This is a genomic window from Halomonas sp. DQ26W (assembly GCF_003339685.1).
Classification (GTDB): Bacteria; Pseudomonadota; Gammaproteobacteria; order Pseudomonadales; family Halomonadaceae; genus Halomonas.
The window spans coordinates 48,973-70,437 of record NZ_QPKI01000007.1; the positions used below are offsets into that span (position 1 = coordinate 48,973).

Annotated in this window: 15 protein-coding genes; 8 read left to right on the forward strand and 7 right to left on the reverse strand. The window is 65.1% G+C overall.

The genetic code is table 11. The annotated features are described in order from the left end of the window. The first annotated feature begins 83 nt into the window (after positions 1 to 83). From pgi to leuA, 8 genes are all read left to right on the forward strand, one after another. Positions 84 to 1,775 (forward strand): glucose-6-phosphate isomerase, encoded by a 1,692-nt coding sequence (pgi, locus tag DU490_RS05405; protein ID WP_114573310.1) that lies wholly within the window; start codon positions 84 to 86, stop codon positions 1,773 to 1,775. Between the two features lie 39 nt (positions 1,776 to 1,814). Further along, positions 1,815 to 2,459, forward strand: a complete 645-nt coding sequence (locus DU490_RS05410; protein WP_114573311.1) for a YqiA/YcfP family alpha/beta fold hydrolase — start codon at positions 1,815 to 1,817, stop codon at positions 2,457 to 2,459. Further along, entirely contained in the window at positions 2,456 to 4,336 is a 1,881-nt protein-coding gene (gene parE, locus DU490_RS05415) for a DNA topoisomerase IV subunit B (RefSeq protein WP_114573312.1), read from the forward strand. Before DU490_RS05410 ends, parE begins: the two co-directional genes overlap by 4 nt. 244 nt (positions 4,337 to 4,580) lie before the next feature. Next, positions 4,581 to 6,836: a DNA topoisomerase IV subunit A gene (gene parC, locus DU490_RS05420; RefSeq protein WP_114573313.1), complete on the forward strand. Its 2,256-nt coding sequence runs from the start codon at positions 4,581 to 4,583 to the stop codon at positions 6,834 to 6,836. A gap of 143 nt (positions 6,837 to 6,979) precedes the next feature. Continuing rightward, complete coding sequence (serB, locus tag DU490_RS05425; RefSeq protein WP_114573314.1) at positions 6,980 to 8,206, forward strand: phosphoserine phosphatase SerB; 1,227 nt, start codon at positions 6,980 to 6,982, stop codon at positions 8,204 to 8,206. Between the two features lie 63 nt (positions 8,207 to 8,269). Further along, on the forward strand, positions 8,270 to 8,527 hold the full coding sequence (locus DU490_RS05430) for a TIGR02647 family protein (protein WP_114573315.1): 258 nt from the start codon (positions 8,270 to 8,272) through the stop codon (positions 8,525 to 8,527). Positions 8,528 to 8,697: 170 nt separating this feature from the next. After that, a complete protein-coding gene (locus DU490_RS05435) occupies positions 8,698 to 9,564 on the forward strand; it encodes an ion transporter (RefSeq protein WP_114573316.1) in 867 nt (288 codons plus the stop codon). 375 nt (positions 9,565 to 9,939) lie between these two features. Continuing rightward, a complete protein-coding gene (leuA, locus tag DU490_RS05440) occupies positions 9,940 to 11,646 on the forward strand; it encodes a 2-isopropylmalate synthase (RefSeq protein WP_114573317.1) in 1,707 nt (568 codons plus the stop codon). Between the two features lie 3 nt (positions 11,647 to 11,649). On the opposite strand, the gene atzF is transcribed toward leuA, so the two are convergent. From atzF to DU490_RS05475, 7 genes are all read right to left on the reverse strand, one after another. Beyond that, entirely contained in the window at positions 11,650 to 13,470 is a 1,821-nt protein-coding gene (gene atzF / locus DU490_RS05445; RefSeq protein WP_114573318.1) for an allophanate hydrolase, read from the reverse strand. 61 nt (positions 13,471 to 13,531) lie between these two features. Then, a complete protein-coding gene (gene uca / locus DU490_RS05450; protein ID WP_114573319.1) occupies positions 13,532 to 17,173 on the reverse strand; it encodes an urea carboxylase in 3,642 nt (1,213 codons plus the stop codon). A 77-nt stretch (positions 17,174 to 17,250) separates the two neighbouring features. Beyond that, on the reverse strand, positions 17,251 to 17,889 hold the full coding sequence (locus DU490_RS05455; RefSeq protein WP_114573320.1) for an urea amidolyase associated protein UAAP2: 639 nt from the start codon (positions 17,887 to 17,889) through the stop codon (positions 17,251 to 17,253). Between the two features lie 15 nt (positions 17,890 to 17,904). Continuing rightward, entirely contained in the window at positions 17,905 to 18,651 is a 747-nt protein-coding gene (locus DU490_RS05460) for an urea amidolyase associated protein UAAP1 (RefSeq protein ID WP_114573321.1), read from the reverse strand. Continuing rightward, positions 18,648 to 19,442, reverse strand: a complete 795-nt coding sequence (locus DU490_RS05465) for an ABC transporter ATP-binding protein (RefSeq protein WP_114573322.1) — start codon at positions 19,440 to 19,442, stop codon at positions 18,648 to 18,650. The genes DU490_RS05460 and DU490_RS05465 overlap by 4 nt, the downstream gene beginning before the upstream one ends. Further along, positions 19,439 to 20,266 (reverse strand): ABC transporter permease, encoded by an 828-nt coding sequence (locus DU490_RS05470; RefSeq protein ID WP_114573323.1) that lies wholly within the window; start codon positions 20,264 to 20,266, stop codon positions 19,439 to 19,441. Before DU490_RS05470 ends, DU490_RS05465 begins: the two co-directional genes overlap by 4 nt. Positions 20,267 to 20,341: 75 nt before the next feature. Then, positions 20,342 to 21,421, reverse strand: a complete 1,080-nt coding sequence (locus tag DU490_RS05475; protein ID WP_114573324.1) for a putative urea ABC transporter substrate-binding protein — start codon at positions 21,419 to 21,421, stop codon at positions 20,342 to 20,344. Between the last annotated feature and the right edge of the window lie 44 nt (positions 21,422 to 21,465).

Below are 21,465 nucleotides of genomic sequence, written 5' to 3' on the forward strand. Positions count from 1 at the left end.
CCGGAAAGTGCAGATTGGCCACTATGTTACGCGTGTCGTAGGCTGGCTGCATCAATGGACGAAAACGAACAAGGAGGATTCGTATGATCCACTCCCCGATCGATCGAACTGATGCGTGGAAAGCATTGGCCGGCCATGCCGGTGAGATGCGTAAGTGCCACTTGCGCGAGCTGTTCGAGGATCCTCGGCGAGGCCGGGCCTTCTCTCGCAAGGCGGCAGGCCTAACGTTGGATGTCTCCAAGCAGCGATGGTCCGACGAGACCCTGGCGCTGCTGCTCGACTTGGCCAGGGAGGCGCGCGTACCCGAAGCCATCAACGCACTGCTTGCCGGGGAGCGTGTCAATGTCAGCGAGGATCGTCCGGCGCTGCACACGGCGCTGCGCCTGCCTCGCGAGGCCGCTTTGGAGGTGGAAGGGGAGGATCTGGTGCCTGGTGTGCATGCCACCCTGGCAAGGCTGGAAGCCATGGTCGAGCGGTTGCATACCAGCCAGTGGCGCGGCGCCACCGGTCGACCCATCCACGATGTGGTCAATCTCGGGGTAGGAGGTTCCGATCTCGGCCCGCTGATGGTTACGCACGCCCTGGCGGACTATCGACCCGCCGGCGCTGCGCATATCGAGGTGCACTTCGCCTCGACCATGGATGGATCGCAGTTGGTCGATTACCTGAGCCGCTTCAACCCCGAGACCACCCTTTTCGTGATCTCGTCGAAATCCTTCACCACCATCGATACCCTCTCAAATGCCCGTACCGCAAGGGATTGGCTGCTGACGCGGTTGGTGCGCGACGGCGATGGCGGCGTGGACGAGTCCATGGTGATGCGCCAGCACTTCATTGGTGTCTCGGCGAAGCCCGAGAAGATGTGCGAGTGGGGCATTGCCGAGGCCAACCAGCTCGAGTTCTGGGAGTGGGTGGGAGGACGCTATTCGCTGTGGGGCGCCATCGGTCTGCCCATCGCCCTGGTGGTAGGGATGGCACACTTCCGTGACTTCCTCGCCGGCGCTCATGCCATGGACCGCCACTTCGCCGAAGCACCTCTCGCCGACAACCTGCCAACGCTGTTGGCCCTGGCGGGCATCTGGAACGTCAACTTCCTCGATATCCGGGCCCACTCGATCCTGCCCTACGATGGCCGGCTGGAGTATTTCGCCGCCTATCTCGAGCAGCTCGAGATGGAGTCCAACGGCAAGTCGGCGACCCATGATGGCCGCGAGGTGGCTTATTCGACCTGTCCGGTGCTCTGGGGGCAGCTTGGTCCCAACGCGCAGCACGCCTTTTACCAGCTGCTGCACCAGGGCACCCAGCCGGTGGTCTGCGACTTCATTGCCCCGCTGCGGCGCTACGATGATGTCGTTGAACCGGAGACCCGCGAGCATCTCAAGTCGCAGCATCGCTTGACCCTGGCCAACTGCTTCGCTCAGTCGAGACTCTTGATGCTGGGTGACGACGCCATCGACGAGACGGGGGAACGACCCGGCCACAAGCGCTACCGGGGCAACCAGCCCTCCACCACGCTGCTGCTCGATCGCCTGACCCCCGCCACCCTCGGCGCGCTTATCGCGTTGTATGAACACAAGGTATTTGTGCAGGCGACGATCTGGGGAATCAATCCCTTCGACCAGTGGGGTGTCGAGCTTGGCAAGCAGATCGCCGGAGAGACCGGGGAGATCCTGGCGAAGCGCACCGGCGGTGAGCATATGGATGCGTCCACACGGGCCTTGGTGGCGGCCGTCTGGCAGGCGGAAGCGGAAGACGCGGGCGGTGACGAAAGATGATACGAAAGTGAAACTGGCAATGCATACAGGTATTTGGGTATGCTGAGTGCACTGAAGCGCGGGCCGCCCGCCAGCGGTGTACTCTACCTCCATGGTTTCAACAGCGGCGTTGGCTCACCCAAGGCGGCGCTGGTGCGCTTGGCCTGCAAGGCATTGGGGCTGCGCTGCGAGACGCCCCAACTGCCGCACCGGCCGGCGGCCGCCTATCGGCTCGCCGAGGCACAACTCGGCGAGCTGGGGCCGAATCCGCTGGTGGCCGGCAGCTCCATGGGCGGTTTCCTGGCCACCTGCCTGGCCGAGCGCCATGACCTGCCCGCGGTGGTGATCAACCCGGCGGTGCGGCCGGTGCGCCTGGTGACGGGCTGGGTCGATGAGGTCTTCGTCAACGCGCATACCGGCGAGCGCTTTGCCATCGAGTCGAGCCACCTCGAAGAGCTGGCGAGCCTGACGCCGCAGTCGGTCTCGCCCCAGCGCTATCTGCTGTTACTGGGGACGGCCGACGAGAGCCTCGAGCCGGCGGACGCCTTCGACCTCTACCGTGGTGCCCGGACCATCCTGCACCCCGGTGGCGATCATGCCTTCGGCATGCTGGCAGAGTATCTTCCAGCGATTCTCGCCCACGGTGGCCACTGCCTGGAACCTGGGTGCATTTCCGATCAGGATCTGGATATGGACGACGCATGACACAGTACAGCGCCAGCTCAATCGAAGTACTCTCCGGCCTCGACCCGGTGCGCAAGCGCCCCGGCATGTATACCGACACTACCCGCCCCAATCACCTGATCCAGGAAGTGATCGACAACAGCGTCGACGAGGCGCTGGAGGGGCATGCCCGGGAAGTGGTCGTTCGGCTGCTGGAGGATGGCGGCATCGAGGTCAGCGATGACGGCCGCGGCATGCCCATCGACATGCATCCCGAACATGGCGTCACGGGGATCGAGTTGATCCTGACCCGGCTCCATGCCGGCGGCAAGTTCTCCCAGTCCAGCTACCGCTTTTCCGGTGGACTGCACGGGGTCGGAGTCTCGGTGGTCAACGCCCTTTCACGCCGTCTGGAGGTCGAGGTGCTGCGTGACGGCAGCCGGCACGCCATGGCCTTTGAGCATGGCGAGAAGGTCTCGGAGCTGACGGTGACAGGCAGCGTGGCCAAGCGGGTCACAGGCACCATCGTGCGCTTCTGGCCCGACCTCAGCTATTTCGACAGCCCCCGGCTGGCCATGGGCCGGCTACAGCACCTGCTGCGGGCCAAGGCGGTGCTCTGCCCGGGGTTGAAGGTCACGCTGGTCGAAGCCGACGGTGCCGAGAGCATCTGGCAGTACGAGGATGGCCTGCGCGACTACCTGGCCCAGGCCACTGACGGCTACGAGGTACTGCCTGCCTCGCCGCTGATCGGCCATTTCGCCGACGACGAGCAGGCGGTGGACTGGGCGATACAGTGGCTGCCCGAGGGCGGTGAGCCGCTGATGGAGAGCTACGTCAACCTGATCCCCACGACCCAGGGTGGTACCCACGTCAATGGCCTGCGTTCGGGCCTGCTCGAGGCCCTGCGCGAGTTCTGCGAATACCGCAGCCTGCTGCCGCGGGGCGTCAAGCTTACCGCCGACGATCTCTGGGAGCGTGTCTCCTATGTGCTGTCGGTGAAAATGCTCGACCCCCAGTTCGCCGGGCAGACCAAAGAGCGGCTATCGTCGCGGACCGTGGCGGCCTTCGTGGCCGGGGTGGTCAAGGATGCCTTCTCGCTGTGGCTCAATCATCACGTCGACCAGGCCGAGGCGCTGGCCGAGCTGGTGATCAATGCCGCCCAGCGGCGACAGAAGAGCGCCAAGAAGGTAGCGCGCAAGAAGGTCACCTCGGGGCCGGCCCTGCCGGGCAAGCTGGCCGACTGCTCCGGGCAGGACCCGGCCCAGGGCGAGCTGTTCCTGGTGGAGGGGGACTCGGCCGGGGGTAGCGCCAAGCAGGCACGCAACCGCGAGACCCAGGCGATCCTGCCGCTGCGCGGCAAGATCCTCAATACCTGGGAGGTCGAATCCCACGATATCTACGGCTCCCAGGAGGTCCACGATATCGCCGTGGCGGTAGGGATGGACCCGGGCAGCGACGATCTCTCCAAGCTGCGCTACCACAAGATCTGCATTCTCGCCGATGCCGATTCCGACGGCCTGCATATCGCCACCCTGCTGTGCGCGCTCTTCGTGCGTCACTTCCCCACGCTGGTGGACGCCGGCCATGTCTACGTGGCCATGCCTCCGCTCTACCGCATCGACCTTGGCAAGGAGGTTCACTATGCCCTGGACGAGAGCGAGAAGGCGGCGATCCTGCGTCGGCTGGAGGGCAAGCGCGGCACGGTGAACGTGCAGCGTTTCAAGGGGCTGGGCGAGATGAGCCCGCTGCAGCTGCGTGAGACCACCATGGCGGTTGAGACCCGACGCCTGGTACAGCTCACTCGCCAAGTCGGCGATGGCACCATGGAGATGATGGACATGCTGCTGGCGAAGAAACGCGCCGGTGACCGCAAGAGTTGGCTCGAAGATTACGGCAACCTGGCCGATATCGAAGTTTAGAGGGGGAGCCTGACTTCGCTCGGCTAGGTTCTCTAGCCAAGCATGAGCGTGATGAAGCTGCCGAGGTGAGCGGCGCCGGGAACAGGCCGAAGCGGAGGTCCTTTTCCAGGGAAGGAAAAGGTAGCGCCCAGGGATGGGTTCACAGCGCCTCTGCATAGGCCTGATGCCGGTCAAGCCGCGGTTTGAGGCCGGCGAAACTGCCAGCCTCTTGGAGGCGTAACCCGATGAAGAAAGAGATCGATCGATGACCATGGATATCCAGGTCGCGGAGGGCGACGTCGAACGTCTCTCGCTGCGCGAATACACCGAGAAGGCGTACCTCGACTACTCGATGTACGTGATTCTCGACCGCGCCTTGCCGCATATCGGCGATGGCATGAAGCCGGTGCAGCGGCGCATCATCTACGCCATGCGTGAGCTGGCGCTGGGTGCCAACGCCAAGTACAAGAAGTCGGCGCGCACCGTCGGCGACGTGCTGGGCAAGTTCCACCCCCACGGTGACAGCGCCTGCTACGAGGCGATGGTGCTGATGGCGCAGCCGTTCAGCTACCGCTATCCCCTGGTGGATGGCCAGGGCAACTGGGGTAGCCCCGACGATCCCAAGTCTTTTGCAGCGATGCGCTACACCGAAGCGCGCCTGTCGAAGTTCGCCGAGGTGCTGCTGGCCGAACTGGGCCAGGGCACCGTGGACTGGACGCCCAATTTCGACGGCACTATGAACGAGCCGGTGGTGCTGCCGGCACGCCTGCCCCACGTGCTGCTCAACGGCGGCACCGGCATCGCCGTGGGCATGGCCACCGATATACCGCCGCACAACGTCAGCGAAGTGGTCGAGGCCACCTGTCACCTGCTGCGTAACCCGGATGCCACCACGGCGGACCTGGTCGAGTTTCTGCCGGCCCCCGATTTCCCTTCCCATGCCGAGATCATTACCCCCCGTGCCGACCTGCGCAAACTGTACGAGTGCGGCCGTGGCTCGGTGAAGCTGCGGGCACGCTACGTCCTCGAGGAGGGCAAGGTCGTGGTCACCGCGCTGCCCTATCAGGTCAGCGGCTCCAAGATCCTGGAACAGATCGCCGCCCAGATGAACGCCAAGAAGCTGCCCATGGTGGCCGACCTGCGCGACGAGTCGACCCACGAGGACCCGACACGGCTGGTGATCGAGCCGCGCTCCAACCGGGTCGATATCGAGGCATTGATGGCGCATCTGTTCGCCACCACCGATCTCGAGAAGAACATCCGCGTCAATCTCAATGTCATCGGCCTGGACGGCCGGCCGCGGGTGATGCCGCTGCCCGACATGCTCGGCGAATGGCTCACCTTCCGCCGCAAAACCGTCCGCCGGCGCCTGGAGCATCGACTGGGCAAGGTGGAGGACCGGCTGCACATCCTCGAGGGCCTGCTGGCGGCCTACCTCAATCTCGACGAGGTGATCCGCATCATCCGCGAGGAGGATGAACCCAAGGCCGAGCTGATGCGGGCCTTCGCACTCACCGATCGCCAGGCCGAAGCGATCCTCGAGCTGCGCCTGCGCCACCTGGCCAAGCTCGAGGAGATGAAGATCCGTGGCGAACAGGACGCCCTGGAGGAGGAGCGCAAGCGCCTCAAGGAACTGCTCGGCAATGAAGCCGCCCTGACTGACCTGATCGAGGAGGAGATCCGCGAGGCGGGGCGGGAGCACGGCGACGCAAGGCGTGCGCCGATCGTCGAGCGCGAGGAGTCCCGAGCGCTATCCGAGGTCGAGCTGATGGGGGCCGACCCCATCACCGTGGTGCTCTCCGAGAAGGGCTGGATTCGTGCCGCCAAGGGACATGATATCGATCCCGAAGGGCTCTCCTACAAGTCCGGCGACAGCTTCGCGTTGGCGACTCGAGGCAAGACGAACCAGCCTCTGGTACTACTTGACGACACCGGGCGTGCCTATACCCTGGCGGCTCACAACCTGCCCAGTGCCAGGAGTCAGGGCGAGCCGGTGACCGGTCGCGCGAACGTGATGGCGGGGGCGCATATGGCCGGAGTCATGCTGGCCCCACCGTCCACCCGCTATCTGCTCGCCTCCGATGGTGGCTATGGCTTCGTGGCGCGCCTCGAGGATCTGACCGGCAAGAACAAGTCGGGCAAGTCGGTGCTCTCGGTGCCCAAGGGCTGCCGTGTCATGGCGCCGGTTCAGGTGCCGGAGGGGCAGGGCAGCTACGTGGCGGCGGTATCCAACGAGGGTCGTCTACTGCTCTTCCCGCTCGACCAGTTACCTGAGATGGCCAAGGGCAAGGGCAACAAGATGATCGATATTCCCGGCGCGCGTGCCGCTCGGCGCGAAGAACTGGTGCGCGATATCACCGTGCTGCCGGAAGGGGCGTCGCTGGTGATCCATGCCGGCAAGCGCAAGTTGACGCTCAAGGCCGCCGACCTGGATTACTATCGTGGCGAGCGTGGTCGGCGTGGCAGCAAGCTGCCCCGCGGCCTGCAGAAGGTCGATAGGCTGGAAAGCTCGGCAGACTAAAGCCATAACCTGACGGCCAGGGGTAGGTCGAAGAGGAGGTCATTTGCCATGGATGGCAAATGTAGCGCCCAGGGATGGGTTCACAGCGCCTCCTCGAAGACCTGGCGCCGAAAGCCGTCCTATCAGCGTATCCTGAGGCATGCATGACACGACGACTGCTGATTCGCGCCACCGGCGCGGCACGACCCGGCCAGCTGGCCGGCCTGGGCCAGGCCATGGCGCGCAGCGGCGCGCGGCTGCTCGACATCAACCAGAGCGTGACCTTCGGCATGGTCTCGCTGGAGGCACTGGTAGGGCTAGACCGTGAGAGTGATCTGGAGAGCGCTTTGAGTGCCGCCGGGGACACCCTGGGCCTCGAGGTACAGGCGATCCAGGTCAGCGCCGAGGATTACCAGCGCTGGAGCGTTCAGGCCAGCGAGCCACGTCTGATCCTCACACTGCTGGCGCCCCACCTACCGGCGGGCATCCTGGCCGAGGTGGGGGCGCTCACCGCCGAGCATGGCCTGACCGTGGAGCTGATCCATCGTCTCTCCGGCCGTGAGCCGCTGGACGGTGGCGTACCCCGTGATCACCACACCCAGGGCGCCTGCGTCGAGTGCTGGTTGCGCGGCGAGGAAGTGGATCTCGACGCACTGCGCGAGAAGGCGCTGGCACTGGGCGCCATGCATGGCGTCGACATCGCCATCCAGGAGGATTCCATCTGGCGCCGTCATCGTCGCCTGGTCTGCTTCGACATGGACTCGACCCTGATCAAGGCCGAGGTGATCGACGAGCTGGCGCGCCGCCATGGTGTCTACGACGAGGTGGCCGAGATCACCGAACGCGCCATGCGCGGGGAGCTGGATTTCCAGCAGAGCTTCCGCGAGCGTATGGCGAAGCTCAAGGGGCTTGATGAGGCCGTGCTCGCCGAAATCGCTGAAACCCTGCCGATGATGGATGGCGTCGAGCGGCTGATGTACCACCTCAAGCGGCTGGGCTATCGCACGGTAATCCTGTCCGGGGGCTTCACCTACTTCGCCCAGCACCTGCAGCAGAAGCTTGGCTTCGACGAGGTGCATGCCAACGAACTGCTGATCGAGAACGGCAAAGTGACCGGCGAGGTGCGCGAACCGATCCTCGATGCCAATCGCAAGGCCGCCCTGCTGCGGGAGATTGCCGCGCGCGAAGGCCTGACCCTGGAGCAGACCATCGCCGTGGGCGACGGCGCCAACGACCTGAAGATGCTTGCCACCGCGGGGCTGGGCATCGCCTTTCGCGCCAAGCCGCTGGTGCGCAGCCAGGCACGACAGTCGATCTCGACCCTGGGCCTCGATGCCGTGCTCTACCTGATGGGCTATCGACAGGTGGATCTCGAAGACGAGGGACGCTGAAGCGCTGGTTCCAGGAGGCTTTCTGGCTTACCTTCGAAGAACCCCATCAGACCGGAGGTCGCCATGCCCCAACCGCGTTTCACTACCGAGCAACTCGAAGAGCTCAATATTCTCTGTCTCTACAACCTGGATACGACCCAGGAGGGGATCAAGGTTCACTCCAGCGCCGCGCCCGAGGCCATTGCCGCTGCAGGGCGCCTCTATGCCAAGGGCTTGGTGACACAGGCCGACGGCGGCTACATGACCCCACTGGGTCGGGAAGCGGCCCAGCATGCCCAGGACCTTCTAGGTCTGCTCGACCCCGCCGATCTTACTACCTGACAGCTCACAACTTCGCGGCTGCATCATTCTCTGACGCCCTGCACCCGGCCGGGAATAGCCCGGCCGGGTTCGACATGGTTACCAGGTCTGCACTTATTCGCCGACCGCTGCATGGTAAGATCACGCCGCATTATCTTTTCAAGACCCAGTCAGGCATGAGAATGACACCCATGAGTGCTTCCTTCGCTACCTGGCGCGACCGCTTCGAACAGCTGCGCGCCAACAAGATTTTTGAACTCACGGTGATCACCATCATCGTGCTCTCGGCACTGCTGATCGGCGCCCGAACCTACGAGGAAGTCTCCCGTTTCCAGCAGGCGCTGCGAGTGATGGACGTGGCCGTCACGGTATTTTTCCTGATGGAGATACTGATTCGCATGGCAGCCGAGAAGCGTCTGCGCGACTTCTTCAAAAGCGGCTGGAACGTCTTCGATTTTCTGATCGTCACCGCCAGTCTGATCCCCATGGATGACTCGGAAATGGTGCTGCTGGCCCGTCTGTTGCGCATCTTCCGGGTGATGCGCCTGGTCTCCATGATCCCCGAACTGCGCATGCTGATGGCGGCGCTGTTCAAGTCGATTCCGCGCATGGGATACGTGGTGCTGTTGATGTTCATCATCTTCTACATCTACGGGGCCATCGGCAGCTTCCTGTTTCATGACGTGGACGAGCGGCTCTGGGGTAATATCTCGCTGGCCATGCTGACCCTCTTCCAGGTAGCCACCTTCGAGAGCTGGGCAACGGCGGTGCTCTACCCGACCATGGAGCACTACCCCTATGCTTGGATATTCTTCCTTACCTTTATCTTTCTCAACGCCTTCATCTTTCTCAACATGATGATCGGCATCGTGCTGGACGTGATGCAGAAGGAGAGCGTGGCCATCGAGCTGGAGAGTGGAACGGGCGAGGCAGCCGAGTTGCACGGCCTGCGCAACGACGTGCGCCAGCTTCGCGATCAGCTGTCACGGATGGAGGCGATGCTGGAGCGCGGGGCCGAAATCGCGCCACTGCAGAAGAAGACGGACGGCCAGGCTTGACAAGCAGGCGCCAGACTGATTTTCTAGGGGTATGAAACTGTCATTTCGCCACCTCAGCCTGGACCTACGACTACTAACCGGCCTTTGAACGCGCCGGGCGATGCCGAGCATCGCGATTTCTTGTCCAGGTCAGTTGAGGTACCGAAATGTCATTCTTTCCCGTTTTTACCCTTAGCCGCCGTTGTTCCGACGCGATCGTATCCGGTCGCGCCCATCGACGCGCTAGTGATTCCAGCGCCCCGGTATGCCTAGTGCAGCCGGGGCGCTTCCGTTTCTGCGCATTATCGCGCAGCCGGACTCCCCGTACTCCTGACACAACCATGATGCCGAACCGTATCCTGAACACCAGAGCGCCTACCCAGGGAGAATACCGCCATGATGCTCGATAACCCCGCCGCCAAGTACCGCCCCTTCGTCGCCGTCGATCTGCCCGATCGCCAGTGGCCGAGCAAACGTATCGAGACACCGCCACTGTGGTGCAGTGTCGACCTGCGTGACGGCAACCAGGCGCTGATCGATCCCATGGATCATGAGCGTAAGCAGCGTTTCTTCGACCTGCTGGTCAAGATCGGCTTCAAGGAGATCGAGGTCGGCTTTCCTTCGGCATCCCAGACCGATTTCGACTTCGTCCGTGCCCTGGTGGAGCAGGACAAGGTGCCCGACGACGTGACCATCCAGGTGCTGACCCAGGCGCGGCCGCATCTGATCGACCGTACCTTCGAGTCCCTGAAGGGCGCCAAGAACGCCATCGTCCACGTCTACAACGCGACCGACCCGGTATTTCGCCGCGTCGTGTTCGATGTCAGCAAGGAGGAGTGCATCGGCATCGCCGTGGATGCCACCACGCAGATCCGCCAGCGCATGAGCGAAGCCCCCGAGACCAACTGGACCTTCCAGTACTCGCCGGAGCTGTTCACCACCACCGAGATGGACTTCGCCAAGGAGGTGGTCGAGGCGGTGATGAAGGCCTACGGCGCGTCTCCCGAGAAGCCGATGATCGTCAACTTGCCGGCCACCGTTGAGGCCGCCACGCCCAACAACTACGCCGACCAGGTGGAGTGGTTCTGTCGCAACGTGAAGGACCGCGACAGCTTGATTGTCAGCGTTCACCCGCATAACGACCGCGGTACCGGCGTGGCGGCTGCCGAGCTGACCGTGATGGCCGGTGCCGACCGCGTCGAGGGCACACTGTTCGGCAACGGCGAGCGTACCGGCAACGTCGACATCGTGACGCTGGCCATGAACCTCTACACCCAGGGTGTGAATCCTGGCCTCGACTTCTCCAACATCACGCCGATAATGCGTGAAGTGGAGTACTGCAATCAGCTGCCGGTGCATCCGCGCCACCCCTATGTGGGCGACCTGGTCTTCACCGCCTTCTCTGGCTCCCACCAGGATGCGATCAAGAAAGGGATGGCGGTGCGTCGTGCCGATCCCGATGCGGTCTGGGCAGTGCCCTATCTGCCCATCGATCCTCTCGACGTGGGGCGCAGCTACGAGGCGGTAATCCGTGTCAACAGTCAGTCGGGGAAGGGTGGCATCTCCTATTTGCTGGAGCAGGAGCATGGCATCGAACTGCCGCGCCGGCTCTCCATCGAATTCAGTCACGTGGTTCAGGAGGTCGCCGACCGTACGGCCAAGGAGATCACTTCCCAGATGATCTACCAGGCCTTCGCCGACGAGTACCTCGAGAAGCGTGAGCCCATGGTCCTGGTCAACCATCGGCTCTCCTCGGAACAGGACAGCCCAAGAGTTCATCTGGAAGCTCAGGTAGAGCGGCAGGGCGAGCGGCTGACCATACACGGCGAAGGCAATGGCCCGCTGGCGGCCTTCGTTCGTGCGCTGGCGGCGGAGGGCAATGACGTGGAGATCATCGATTACCACGAGCACTCCCGCGGCCAGGGCGCCGACGCGGAGGCGATCGCCTATGTGGAGGTGCGTATCGAGGGCGAGGCGGTGTTCGGTGTCGGTATCGACGAGAGCATCACGACCGCGTCCATGAAGGCGGTGATCAGCGCCATCAACCGGCACCTCTCGAGCCAGGCGCCGGCGCCCAATGTCACCGCGGCGTCGCTGGCCTGAGGCCTACCCCTGCTGGCGGGCCAGCCAGGCCCGCCAGCCACCGTACTCGGTCACATCCCTTGCCTCATCGGGTTCGTGAACAAACCCTGCCGCACAGATGAAACCGGTCTTCCATTCGCCGCTGGCCAGCTCCACCTGCCCGAGACCCAGCGGTGTGGGAATGCCTGCCAGGAAACTGCCGAGGCTGGTGATCGGCAACCGCCATACTTCGACCTCGATGGCTTCGCCACGCACCTCGTCGCGAACCAGGGCCGGGCGCGCCGGCGGTCCGCCGGAGAGGGTGTAGAGGCGATACCGGCGGGCACTACGGGTCGTTTCGATCAGGCGGCCATCGCGCTCGAGGAGCTGATGGTTGAGCGGCAGACCCACGAGGTGTGCCCCACACACCACCAGGTCCAGGGTGCCGTCGGCCATGGGCGGCAGCATCTCGAGCGTCGCTCGTTCGCGTCCGGTGGCCCCCAGCGGTAGCATCCACTGCTCTTCCAGGGCACGGCCCAGGGCGAGCAGCCGGAGATCCTCGAAGGCGGACCCGAACAGCGTCACCCCGACGGGCAACCCGGCATCGGTGAAGCCGGCGGGGACGGCGAGGGCGCTGTAGTCGAGCAGGTTCATGAAGTTGGTCCAGGTCCCGAGCCGAGAATTCACACCGATCGGATCGGCGGCGACCTCGGCCTTGGTCGGGTGGGTCACGGTGGTGGGGCAGAGCATGACATCCACCCTGGCCAGCAGGGCGTCGGCCTGGCGCTTGTACTCGGCGAGCTGGTAGCGGGCCTCGAAGGCGTCCACTGCCAGCGGGGTCGCGCCGCCCTCGGTAATCCGGCGAGTCACCGGGTGCACCGCGTCGGGATCTCGCTTCAGCAACTCGCGAATGGCGTGATAGCGCTCGGCGACCCAGGGGCCCTCGTAGAGCAGCCGGGCGGCGGCGAGAAGCGGGCTGCAGTCGAGCTCGACCTTCTCGCCACCCAGCGCCTCCAGCTGGGCGATTGCGGCGCGCATGCCGGCGCTGTAGGCCGCGTCGGTATGCCACTGTGACTGCGGCGGGACGCCGAAGCGGAAGCGGCTGGGCGCCTGACCATAGCGCTGGCCGTGAATCGCGAAGTCATGGCGACGCGACCAGGCGCACTCGGCATCGTAGGCGCAGGCCACCTGAAAGACGGCATGGGCATCGTCGGCGCCGAGGGCAAAGAGGCTGATGGTGTCGAGCGTGGCGCAGGCCGGCACCACGCCCCGGGTGCTTAGCAGCCCCAGGCTCGGCTTGAGCCCGAACAGATTGTTGAAGCAGGCCGGCACGCGGCCCGAGCCGGCGGTATCGGTGCCCAGGGCGAAGCTCACCTGACCGGTGGCGGTCACCACCGCCGAGCCGCTGCTCGAGCCGCCGGGAATGTAGTCGGCATCGAAGGCGTTGCCCGGGGCACCGTACACTTCCAGGGCACGCTCACCGACCAGTCCGGTGGCAAACTGATCGAGGTTGGTCTTGCCCAGGGGAATGGCGCCGGCATCGATGAGCCGCTGCACCACGAAGGCACTCTTGCTGGGCGTGTAGGCGAAGGAGGGACACCCCGCCGTGGTCGGCACACCGGCCAGGTCGATGTTGTCCTTGAGGGCGAAGGGCACCCCATAGAGCGGCAGGCTGTCCGGGGAGTGTCCCTCCAGGCGCTCCAGGTAGGGCGTGAGCTGCTCGCGGCCGAGGCGAGTGATCCACGCCGGGTCGCCTCCGTGCTCCGTCGCCTCGGCGAGCAGGCGGTCGATCAGGGCGGAGGGCGTCAACTCGCCACTCCGGTAGGCGGTATGCAGGGAGTCGATATCGAGTCGTGGTGTCGTCATGGCGTCGGGCCTCTATGGGCAGCAAAATGATCGGTGAAGGTAACGTCGGCAGTCGTGCGGCTCATCGGCTCTCCTCTTCATCGGCGAGAATCACCAGCGGCTGGCCCGACTGGACGGCGGCGCCTTCCTGGAGGGGAAGCCGCGTCACCCGGCCCGCGCGGAAGGCGGTGATCTCGACCTCCATCTTCATCGACTCCACCAGGGCCAGGGTCTGACCGGCTTCGACGCTGTCGCCTTCGCGAACCAGCAGCTTCCAGAGGCTACCGGTCACCGGGCTGTCGATGCCGATTTCGTCATCGCCGAGTTCCGTGGTGTCGATGGCCGCCGGGGCCTGGTCCTCGAAGGTGAACTGGCCGTTGTCGCGCCACTCGGCCATTTCCTTCTGGAAGGCGGCTTCGCGGCGCTCGCGGAACTCGGCGATCTGCTCCGCTCGTGCCGCGATGTCGGCCTGGTAGTCGGCGAGCTTGAAGCGCGTGGTCTCGATCTGAAGCGGATAGCGCCCATGGGGAAAGTCGCGGCGGATCCGTGCCAGTTCCTCGTGGCCGACCTCGAAGAAACGCAGCTGATCGAAGAATCGCAGCAGCCAGGGATTCTCGAAGTACTCGGTCTGGCGATAGCGGTTCCACATCTGCAGGGTGCGGCCGACGAACTGATAGCCCCCCGGGCCTTCCATGCCGTAGACACACAGATAGGCGCCGCCGATACCCACCGAGTTCTCGGCGGTCCAGGTGCGAGCGGGGTTGTACTTGGTGGTGACCAGGCGCTGGGTGGGGTCGAGGGGCGTGGCGACAGGCGCGCCGAGATAGACGTCCCCCAGCCCCATCACCAAGTAGCTGGCATTGAAGACGATATCGCGCACCTGCTCGGTGCTCTCGAGCCCATTGATGCGACGAATGAAGTCCAGATTGCTGGGGCACCAGGGGGCGTTCGGGCGCACGCTGCGCTGGTATTTTTCGATGGCCTCGTGGCAGGCGGGATCGTCCCATGAGAGCGGTAGATGCACGATCCGGGACTCCACTTCCAGTGTTTCGACGTCGCAGAGCTCGCGCTCGGCCCTCTCCAGATGGGTGAGCAGGGCGTCCAGCGATAGCTCGTCGGGTTCGTAGTGGAGCTGCAGCGAGCGGATGCCGGGCGTCAGCTCGCGCAGGCCGGGCAGACGATTGTCCCCGAGCCACAGCATCCAGGCATGGACCCGGAAGCGCAGGGCAATATCCAGCTCCATGGCGCCGAACTCGATGAGCAGGAAGTCGTCGCCGGCGCGGCGATAGACGATGCGTTCACCGGCAACGTCGGCAGGCACGTCGCGCAGCACCGGGCTGCCGCGGCGCTCCTCCACCTGGAGGGCGGAGCGGTCGCTCAGCGTCGCGAGCCGAGTCTGCTGGTGTCTCTCCAGTCGGCGTGCGGTATCGAGGTCCACCGGTACGAAGCGGATACGGTCACCGGCGGTGAGCTGGCCGAGCTTCCAGCGCTCGGCGCGCACCACCGTGGCGGGACACACGAAGCCGCCCAACGAGGGGCCGTCGGGACCCAGGATGACCGGCATGTCGCCGGTGAAGTCGATGGTCCCGAAGGCGTAGGCGTTGTCGTGGAGGTTAGACGGGTGCAGGCCCGCCTCGCCACCGTCGGCGCGTGCCCACTCCGGGCGCGGACCGATCAGGCGCACGCCGGTTCTGCTGGAGTTGTAGTGCACCTCCCATTCGTGGGCGAAGAAGGTGTCGATGTCCTGCTCGGTGAAGAAGTCCGGCGCGCCGTGGGGGCCATAGAGGACGGCGATCTCCCAGGTTCGGCCCGCGCTCGGGCTATCCGGGCGAGGGCGTCCGAACGCAGGCACCAGCGACGGGGGCAGTGTGCGCGGCGTGACGGAGTCGAGGTCGGGCAGCGCGAGCATGTCGCCGGTGCGCAGGGCGCGCCCGCCGTGGCCGCCGAACTGGCCGAGGGTGAAGGTGCTGCGCGAACCGAGGTACGCCGGGCAGTCGATGCCGCCGCGAACCAGCAGGTAGGCGCGTGCCCCGACGGTTGCCTTGCCCAGCGACAGCGTGGCCCCGGCGGGAATGTCCACGACCCGCCAGAACGCCACGCGATGCCCGTCGAGCTCGGCAGGCAGCTCGCTGCCGGCAAGCACGATCTGCGTCGCGCGGTGAAAGCGCAGGGTGGGGCCGGTCAGGGTGATCTCGAGGCCGGCGGCCTGCGGTGCATTGTCCAGCAGGCGATTGCCGAGGCGAAACGACCAGTCGTCGAACGGGCCGGAGGGGGGCACCCCGACGTCCCAGTGACCCTGGCGACCGGGGTAATCCTGCAGGGTGGTCAGGGTCCCGGCGCTGATCACCTCGATGGCCGGGGGTGACCAGGCGAGATCGTCCAGCCAGCGGGTGTGAAATTCTGCTCGGCCAAAGCGCGCATCGCGCAGCACATGGGAGAGCCAGGTGCGATTGGTCTCGAAGCCGTATACGCGGGAGCGCTCGAGGACCTCGGCGAGCCGCTCCATGGCGCTGTCCCGGTCGTCGGCATGCACGATCACCTTGGCCAGCATGGGGTCGAACAGCGCCGACACCTCCAGCCCCGCCTCGATGGCGTGATCGATACGTAGTCCTTTGCCCAAGTCAGAATCGACCTCGGGAAATGCCACCTCGCTGAGCAGCCCGGCGCTGGGGCGGAAGTCCTGGCTGGGGTCCTCGGCGTACAGGCGTGCCTGGATGGCATGGCCCCGGGGGGCGAGGTCGCGGACCAGTTCGGGCAGGGGAGGCAGTGTGCCGGCCCCCAGGCGCACCATCCACTCGACGATATCCACGCCCCACACCATTTCCGTCACGCCGTGCTCCACCTGCAGGCGGGTGTTGACCTCCAGGAAATAGAACGTCTCGCGCTCGGCGTCATAGATGAACTCGACGGTGCCGGCACTGCGGTAGGCCACCGATTCGCCCAGGCGCACGGCGGTGGCATGCAGGTCGCGCCTTACGTGTTCGGGCAGGGCGGGGGCGGGGCTTTCTTCCAGCACCTTCTGATGGCGGCGCTGGGTCGTGCAGTCTCGCTCGCCCAGGGCCACGACATTGCCCTGGCCATCGCCGAACAGCTGTACCTCGAGGTGGCGGGCGCGGCCGATGTAGGCCTCGACGAACACGCCGCCGTCACCGAAGTTGCGCTCGCCCAGGCCACTGACCGAATCGAAGGCGCGCCTGAGCGTGGCTTCGTCCGCACAGACCTGCATGCCGATCCCGCCGCCGCCGGCGGTGGACTTGAGCATGACCGGGTAGCCGATACGCTGAGCCCGTGCCGCGGCGTCCTCGACGTCATCGAGCAGGCCGGACCCAGGCACCAGCGGCACGCCGGCCCGCTCGGCCAGGTCGCGCGCCGTGTGCTTGAGGCCGAAGTCACGCACCTGGGCGGCGGTGGGCCCCAGGAAGACCAGCCCGGCGGCTTCACAGGCCTCGATGAAGCGGGTGTTCTCGGAGAGAAAGCCGTAGCCGGGGTGAATGGCCTCGGCGCCGCTTTTCCTGGCGATATCGATCAGGCGGTCGATGGCCAGGTAGGTGTCGGCGGCGCCTCCCTCTCCCAGGGAATAGGCTTCGTCGGCGTCGAAGGCATGGGGGGCATCCCGGTCGGCCTCGGCATAGACCACCACCGAGCCGATACCGAGTCGCTTGAGGGTGCGCAGGATGCGTGCGGCGATAGCGCCGCGGTTGGCGATCAGGACCTTGGTGAACATCGTCGTTGTCCGTTGACGGTGCGGGTCGTCCCGCGTCCGTGTCAGCCGCATCCGGGGTCGTCCCCGGTAGGCCTTCATTATTCCCAGATCAGAAGCTCGATGGGCGTCGGGTTGTAGCCGTTGCAGGGGTTGTTGAGCTGTGGGCAGTTGGAAACCAGCACCACGACATCCATGGCGGCGACCATCTCCACGTACTTGCCCGGGGCCGAGATGCCGTCCTCGAAGGTCAACCCGCCCTCCGCAGTGACCGGCACATTCATGAAGAAGTTGATGTTGTGGGTGATGTCGCGCTTGGTGATGCCGTATTCCGGGTAGTCGGCGATGGCCTGCATCCAGTTGTCTCGGCACGAGTGCATGTGGCGCTTCTCGAGGTCGTAGCGCACGGTGTTGCTCTCGCTGGCGCAGGCGCCGCCCAGGGTGTCGTGGCGTCCGCAGGTGTCGGCGGTGATGGTCAGCATCAGGTTGCCCTCGCTGGAGAGCAGCCGCGAGCCGGCAGTCAGGTAGAGCGCGCCCTGTTCGCGCACGGTATCCATGGCGCTGTAGCGTTCGGCGGTATCCCGGGCGGAGTAGAACAGGGTATCGGCGGCCTGGTTGCCCTCCAGGTCGAGGATGCGCAGGGTCTGGCCGGCTTTCAGGGTGCCGATGTAGTGATCGCCGGCGTCCACGGTGGTGCGGTTCACGGCGTTTTCGGGGCGCAGGGTGCTTTCGATGATCATGCGGTGCATCCTCCCTCAGAGGCCCAGGTGGTAGAGGCGATTATTCTCGAAGCCGCGCGCGTTTTCGGGTCGCGAGCGGAAGCAGGCGTCGTTCTCGTCCGGGGGCGGGGCGACCCCCAGGCGGACATCCACCCCGCGGCGGGGGTAGTCGGGGCTGGGGTCCATGGGATGCGGGCAGGTATGCAGTACCACCAGCGTATCCATCTCGAAGCGCAGGGTGACGCTGTCGCCAGGCTCGCCGTGGTCGGTTATATAGCGCAGGCGCCCGGTGTCGTCGCTCTCTACGCGAGAGAAGAGATTGAGGTTGGCGGCGAGATCCCGGCGGCCCAGCCCGTATTTGGCCAGCTCTACCAGAAAGGCGTCATGGCCGGTGAGGGTCCAGTCGTTATGGGCCTGCTGGTAGCTCATCGGCTGCCAGCCCTTGCCGACCAGGTGGTGACGCATCAGGTTGCCGCCGACGCTGTCGTGCCAGCCGAGGTCGTCCTGGGTGATCGAGGCGAAGATGCGTCCCATGTCGGAGTAGAGACAGTGGTTCCGGGTCAGTTTGAAGGTGTGCTGGCACTTCAGGGTGTCGGGCAGGTTCAGGCGCTCGAGCAGGTTTTCCGGGTTGTAGCAGAGCAGACCCGCGTTGGTGCCGGCCTGCTGGACGCTCAGCTTGAGCGTCGTGCCCCGGCGCAGGCGGAGCGACCAGTGGTGGCCGCCGGGCAAGTGGGTGGTATAGAGCGCTTCGCTGTGGTCAGCGGTGTTGGCGGGCGTGCTCATAGCAGCGTCTCCTGGGTCAGGGTCTTGAGGCCGCGCTCGGCCAGGCTTGCCTTCAAGTCCTGCGGCGGCTGGCGCTGGGCGATCGGCAGATCGTAGGTGATGGTGGCGCCATAGGCTTCAGGGGCCTGGGGGTCGTGGCGCAGCTTGTCGAAAACCCATAGCCGCGTGCCCAGCGCGAAGGCCTCCTTCAGGTCGTGGGTGATCATGAAGATGGTCAGCTGCTGGTCTTGCCACAGTCGCAGGATCAGCTCGTGCATGTCCTGACGGATGCCGGGGTCCAGGGCGCCGAAGGGCTCGTCGAGCAGCAGGATGCGCGGGCGCATCATCAGTGCCTGGGCGATGGCCAGGCGCTGCTGCATGCCGCCGGAAAGCTCGTGGGGATATTTCCCCAGGGCGTCCGAGAGGCCGACTTCCCGGATGCGCGCCATGGCCTTGTCACGAGCATGACGCCGTGCGGCGCCGAAGCTCTTGCCCAGCCAGCGTGACTGGCGGAGTTCCTCGGCGATCATCACGTTGCCGAGCACGGTCAGGTGGGGAAACACCGAATACTTCTGGAACACAACGCCGCGATCCGGCCCTGGCTCATCGGGAATCGGCCGCCCGTCGAGGGTGAGCGACCCGCGTGAGATGCGCTCAGTGCCCAGCAGCATCTTGAGGAAGGTGGTCTTGCCACAGCCCGAAGCCCCTACCAGGGTCACGAATTCGCCGGCGTCGACCCGGAAGTCGAGGCGCTCGAGCACGACATACTCCCCGTAGTGCTTCTCCAGGCGCTTGGCTTCCAGCAGGCTCATGGGTTGTCTCCCTCTTCCGCGTGATACCAGGGAAAGGCCCATCTTGAAACCCGGGCCAGTGCCTGATCGAGAAGGAAGGCGAGGAAGGTGATCCAGGCCACATAGGGCAGAATCACATCCATCGACAGGTAGCGCCGCACCAGGAAGATGCGGTAGCCAAGCCCTTCCTGGGCGGCAATGGCCTCGGCGGCGATCAGGAACAGCCAGGCGGTACCCAGCGCCAGCCGGGTGGCGTTGAGCAGCCTGGGGGTGAGCTGCGGCAACAGCACCCGGATCAGCACCTGCCAGGAGTTGCCGCCGAGGGTCTGTGCCTTGATCAGCTGTTCGTCCGGCAGACGCAGGGCGTGGCCCTGGAGGTCACGGATCAGGAAGGGCGTCACGCCGATGACGATGAGTGCGATCTTGGCGGCCTCACCGGTGCCGAAGGCGATGAACAGGATCGGCAGGATCGCCATCGGGGGAATCAGGGAGATCACCGTTACCAGCGGCGAGAACTTGGCGCGTACCAGCGGCAGCCCGCCGTTGGCGAGCCCTACGAACAGGCCGATCAGGGCACTGATCGCCACCCCCAGCAACAGGCGTTCCAGGCTGGCGAACGTGTCCGCCCAGAGGACGACCTGGCCGGTGCGCTGATTCTCTTCGGTGGCCATGGTGAAAAAGGTATTGGCCATGGTGGCCGGGGCCGGAAGCAGCCGATCATTGGGGTTCTCGGCGAGGCGGGCATTGGAGAGCGAGAGGTAGACCAGGGCGATGATCAGGAACGGCAGCAGGCCCAGCATCCAGCGCCCGCCCCGAGAGGGAGCGAGATTGATCAGACGTTTCATGGCGGCTCCACGTCAGGATTATGGGACAGGATCGCTCGCCGCCCAGGGGCGGCGAGCGATCTCCTGACGGCTGGCTTATTGGTGTGCGTCGATATAGGCCCGAGTGAAGCTCGGGTCGAAGCGCAGCCTGATGTTGCCCTCGTCGCCGAACACACCCTGTGAGGTCTCGATACCCACCACACCGGGGTTGGGCGCTATGTCGCCGAGCAGTCCGTGTTCGAAGCTGAATTCCGCAACCAGCTGCATGGTCTCGAGGAGCTCCTCGCTCTGGAACAGCTCGAGGGCCTCGGCCGGATCGGTATAGAGATAGGTGGCGTCGAGCTGGGCGCGATAGCCCTCCAGGTCCGTACCGGCGGCCTCGGCCATCTGCGAGAGTGCCTCTTCATCGCCATCGGCCATCAGCGCCATGGTCTCGTACCAGGCGCCAACCAGCGCATGGCCGAAATCGGGGTAGTCGGTCAGGGTCTGGGTGTTGACCACCATCAGGTCGAGGATCTCACCGGGAATCTCACTCGAATCGAAGGCCAGGAAACTGCCCTCGAGGCCCGTCACGGTAGAGAGCTGAGGATTCCAGGTGACCACGGCGTCGATGCTGTCGCGGCTGGCGAACAACCCGGCGATATCGGCGTCTCCGGTGTTGACGGTGGACACATCCCGCTCGCTCAGGCCGACGCTGTCGAGCGCACGGGCAAGCAGGTAGTGGGAGACGCTGAATTGCACCAGGTTGATATCGCGGCCGGCAATGTCTTCGAGACCGTCGGCGTTCTTCAGCACCACGCCGTCGTTGCCGTCCGAGTAGTCACCGACGATCAGGGCGGTGGAGTCGACACCGCTGGCGGCGGGGATGGTCAGGGCGTCCATGTTGGTCATGGCGCAGCCGTCGACGTTGCCAGAAGTGAACTGGTTGATCGACTCGACGTAGTCGTTGACCTGGATGACATCGATCTCGATTCCGTACTTCTCGGCCCAGCGGTCGACGATACCGGCCTCTTCGGCATAGCCCCAGGGCATCCAGCCGGCATAGATCGACCAGCAGACGCTGAACTGGTCGCGATCCTGGGCATTGACAGGAGCACCAACCAGCGCAGAGGCAATCAGGGTGGCGGTGAGCGAAGTGGGCAGAGCGAAACGCTTGGGGAAGGTAGGACGGGTCATGGCGGCCTCCGGGCGGCTGGGAAAAATCGGGGGGGCGTCGGCGC

Excerpts from the sequence above, each read along its gene's own strand:
- pgi (WP_114573310.1), top strand. The coding sequence starts at position 84 with ATGATCCACTCCCCGATCGATCGAACTGATGCGTGGAAAGCATTGGCC.
- DU490_RS05410 (WP_114573311.1), top strand. The coding sequence starts at position 1,815 with ATGCTGAGTGCACTGAAGCGCGGGCCGCCCGCCAGCGGTGTACTCTAC.
- parE (WP_114573312.1), top strand. The coding sequence starts at position 2,456 with ATGACACAGTACAGCGCCAGCTCAATCGAAGTACTCTCCGGCCTCGAC.
- parC (WP_114573313.1), top strand. The coding sequence starts at position 4,581 with ATGACCATGGATATCCAGGTCGCGGAGGGCGACGTCGAACGTCTCTCG.
- serB (WP_114573314.1), top strand. The coding sequence starts at position 6,980 with ATGACACGACGACTGCTGATTCGCGCCACCGGCGCGGCACGACCCGGC.
- DU490_RS05430 (WP_114573315.1), top strand. The coding sequence starts at position 8,270 with ATGCCCCAACCGCGTTTCACTACCGAGCAACTCGAAGAGCTCAATATT.
- DU490_RS05435 (WP_114573316.1), top strand. The coding sequence starts at position 8,698 with ATGAGTGCTTCCTTCGCTACCTGGCGCGACCGCTTCGAACAGCTGCGC.
- leuA (WP_114573317.1), top strand. The coding sequence starts at position 9,940 with ATGATGCTCGATAACCCCGCCGCCAAGTACCGCCCCTTCGTCGCCGTC.
- atzF (WP_114573318.1), bottom strand. The coding sequence starts at position 13,470 with ATGACGACACCACGACTCGATATCGACTCCCTGCATACCGCCTACCGG.
- uca (WP_114573319.1), bottom strand. The coding sequence starts at position 17,173 with ATGTTCACCAAGGTCCTGATCGCCAACCGCGGCGCTATCGCCGCACGC.
- DU490_RS05455 (WP_114573320.1), bottom strand. The coding sequence starts at position 17,889 with ATGATCATCGAAAGCACCCTGCGCCCCGAAAACGCCGTGAACCGCACC.
- DU490_RS05460 (WP_114573321.1), bottom strand. The coding sequence starts at position 18,651 with ATGAGCACGCCCGCCAACACCGCTGACCACAGCGAAGCGCTCTATACC.
- DU490_RS05465 (WP_114573322.1), bottom strand. The coding sequence starts at position 19,442 with ATGAGCCTGCTGGAAGCCAAGCGCCTGGAGAAGCACTACGGGGAGTAT.
- DU490_RS05470 (WP_114573323.1), bottom strand. The coding sequence starts at position 20,266 with ATGAAACGTCTGATCAATCTCGCTCCCTCTCGGGGCGGGCGCTGGATG.
- DU490_RS05475 (WP_114573324.1), bottom strand. The coding sequence starts at position 21,421 with ATGACCCGTCCTACCTTCCCCAAGCGTTTCGCTCTGCCCACTTCGCTC.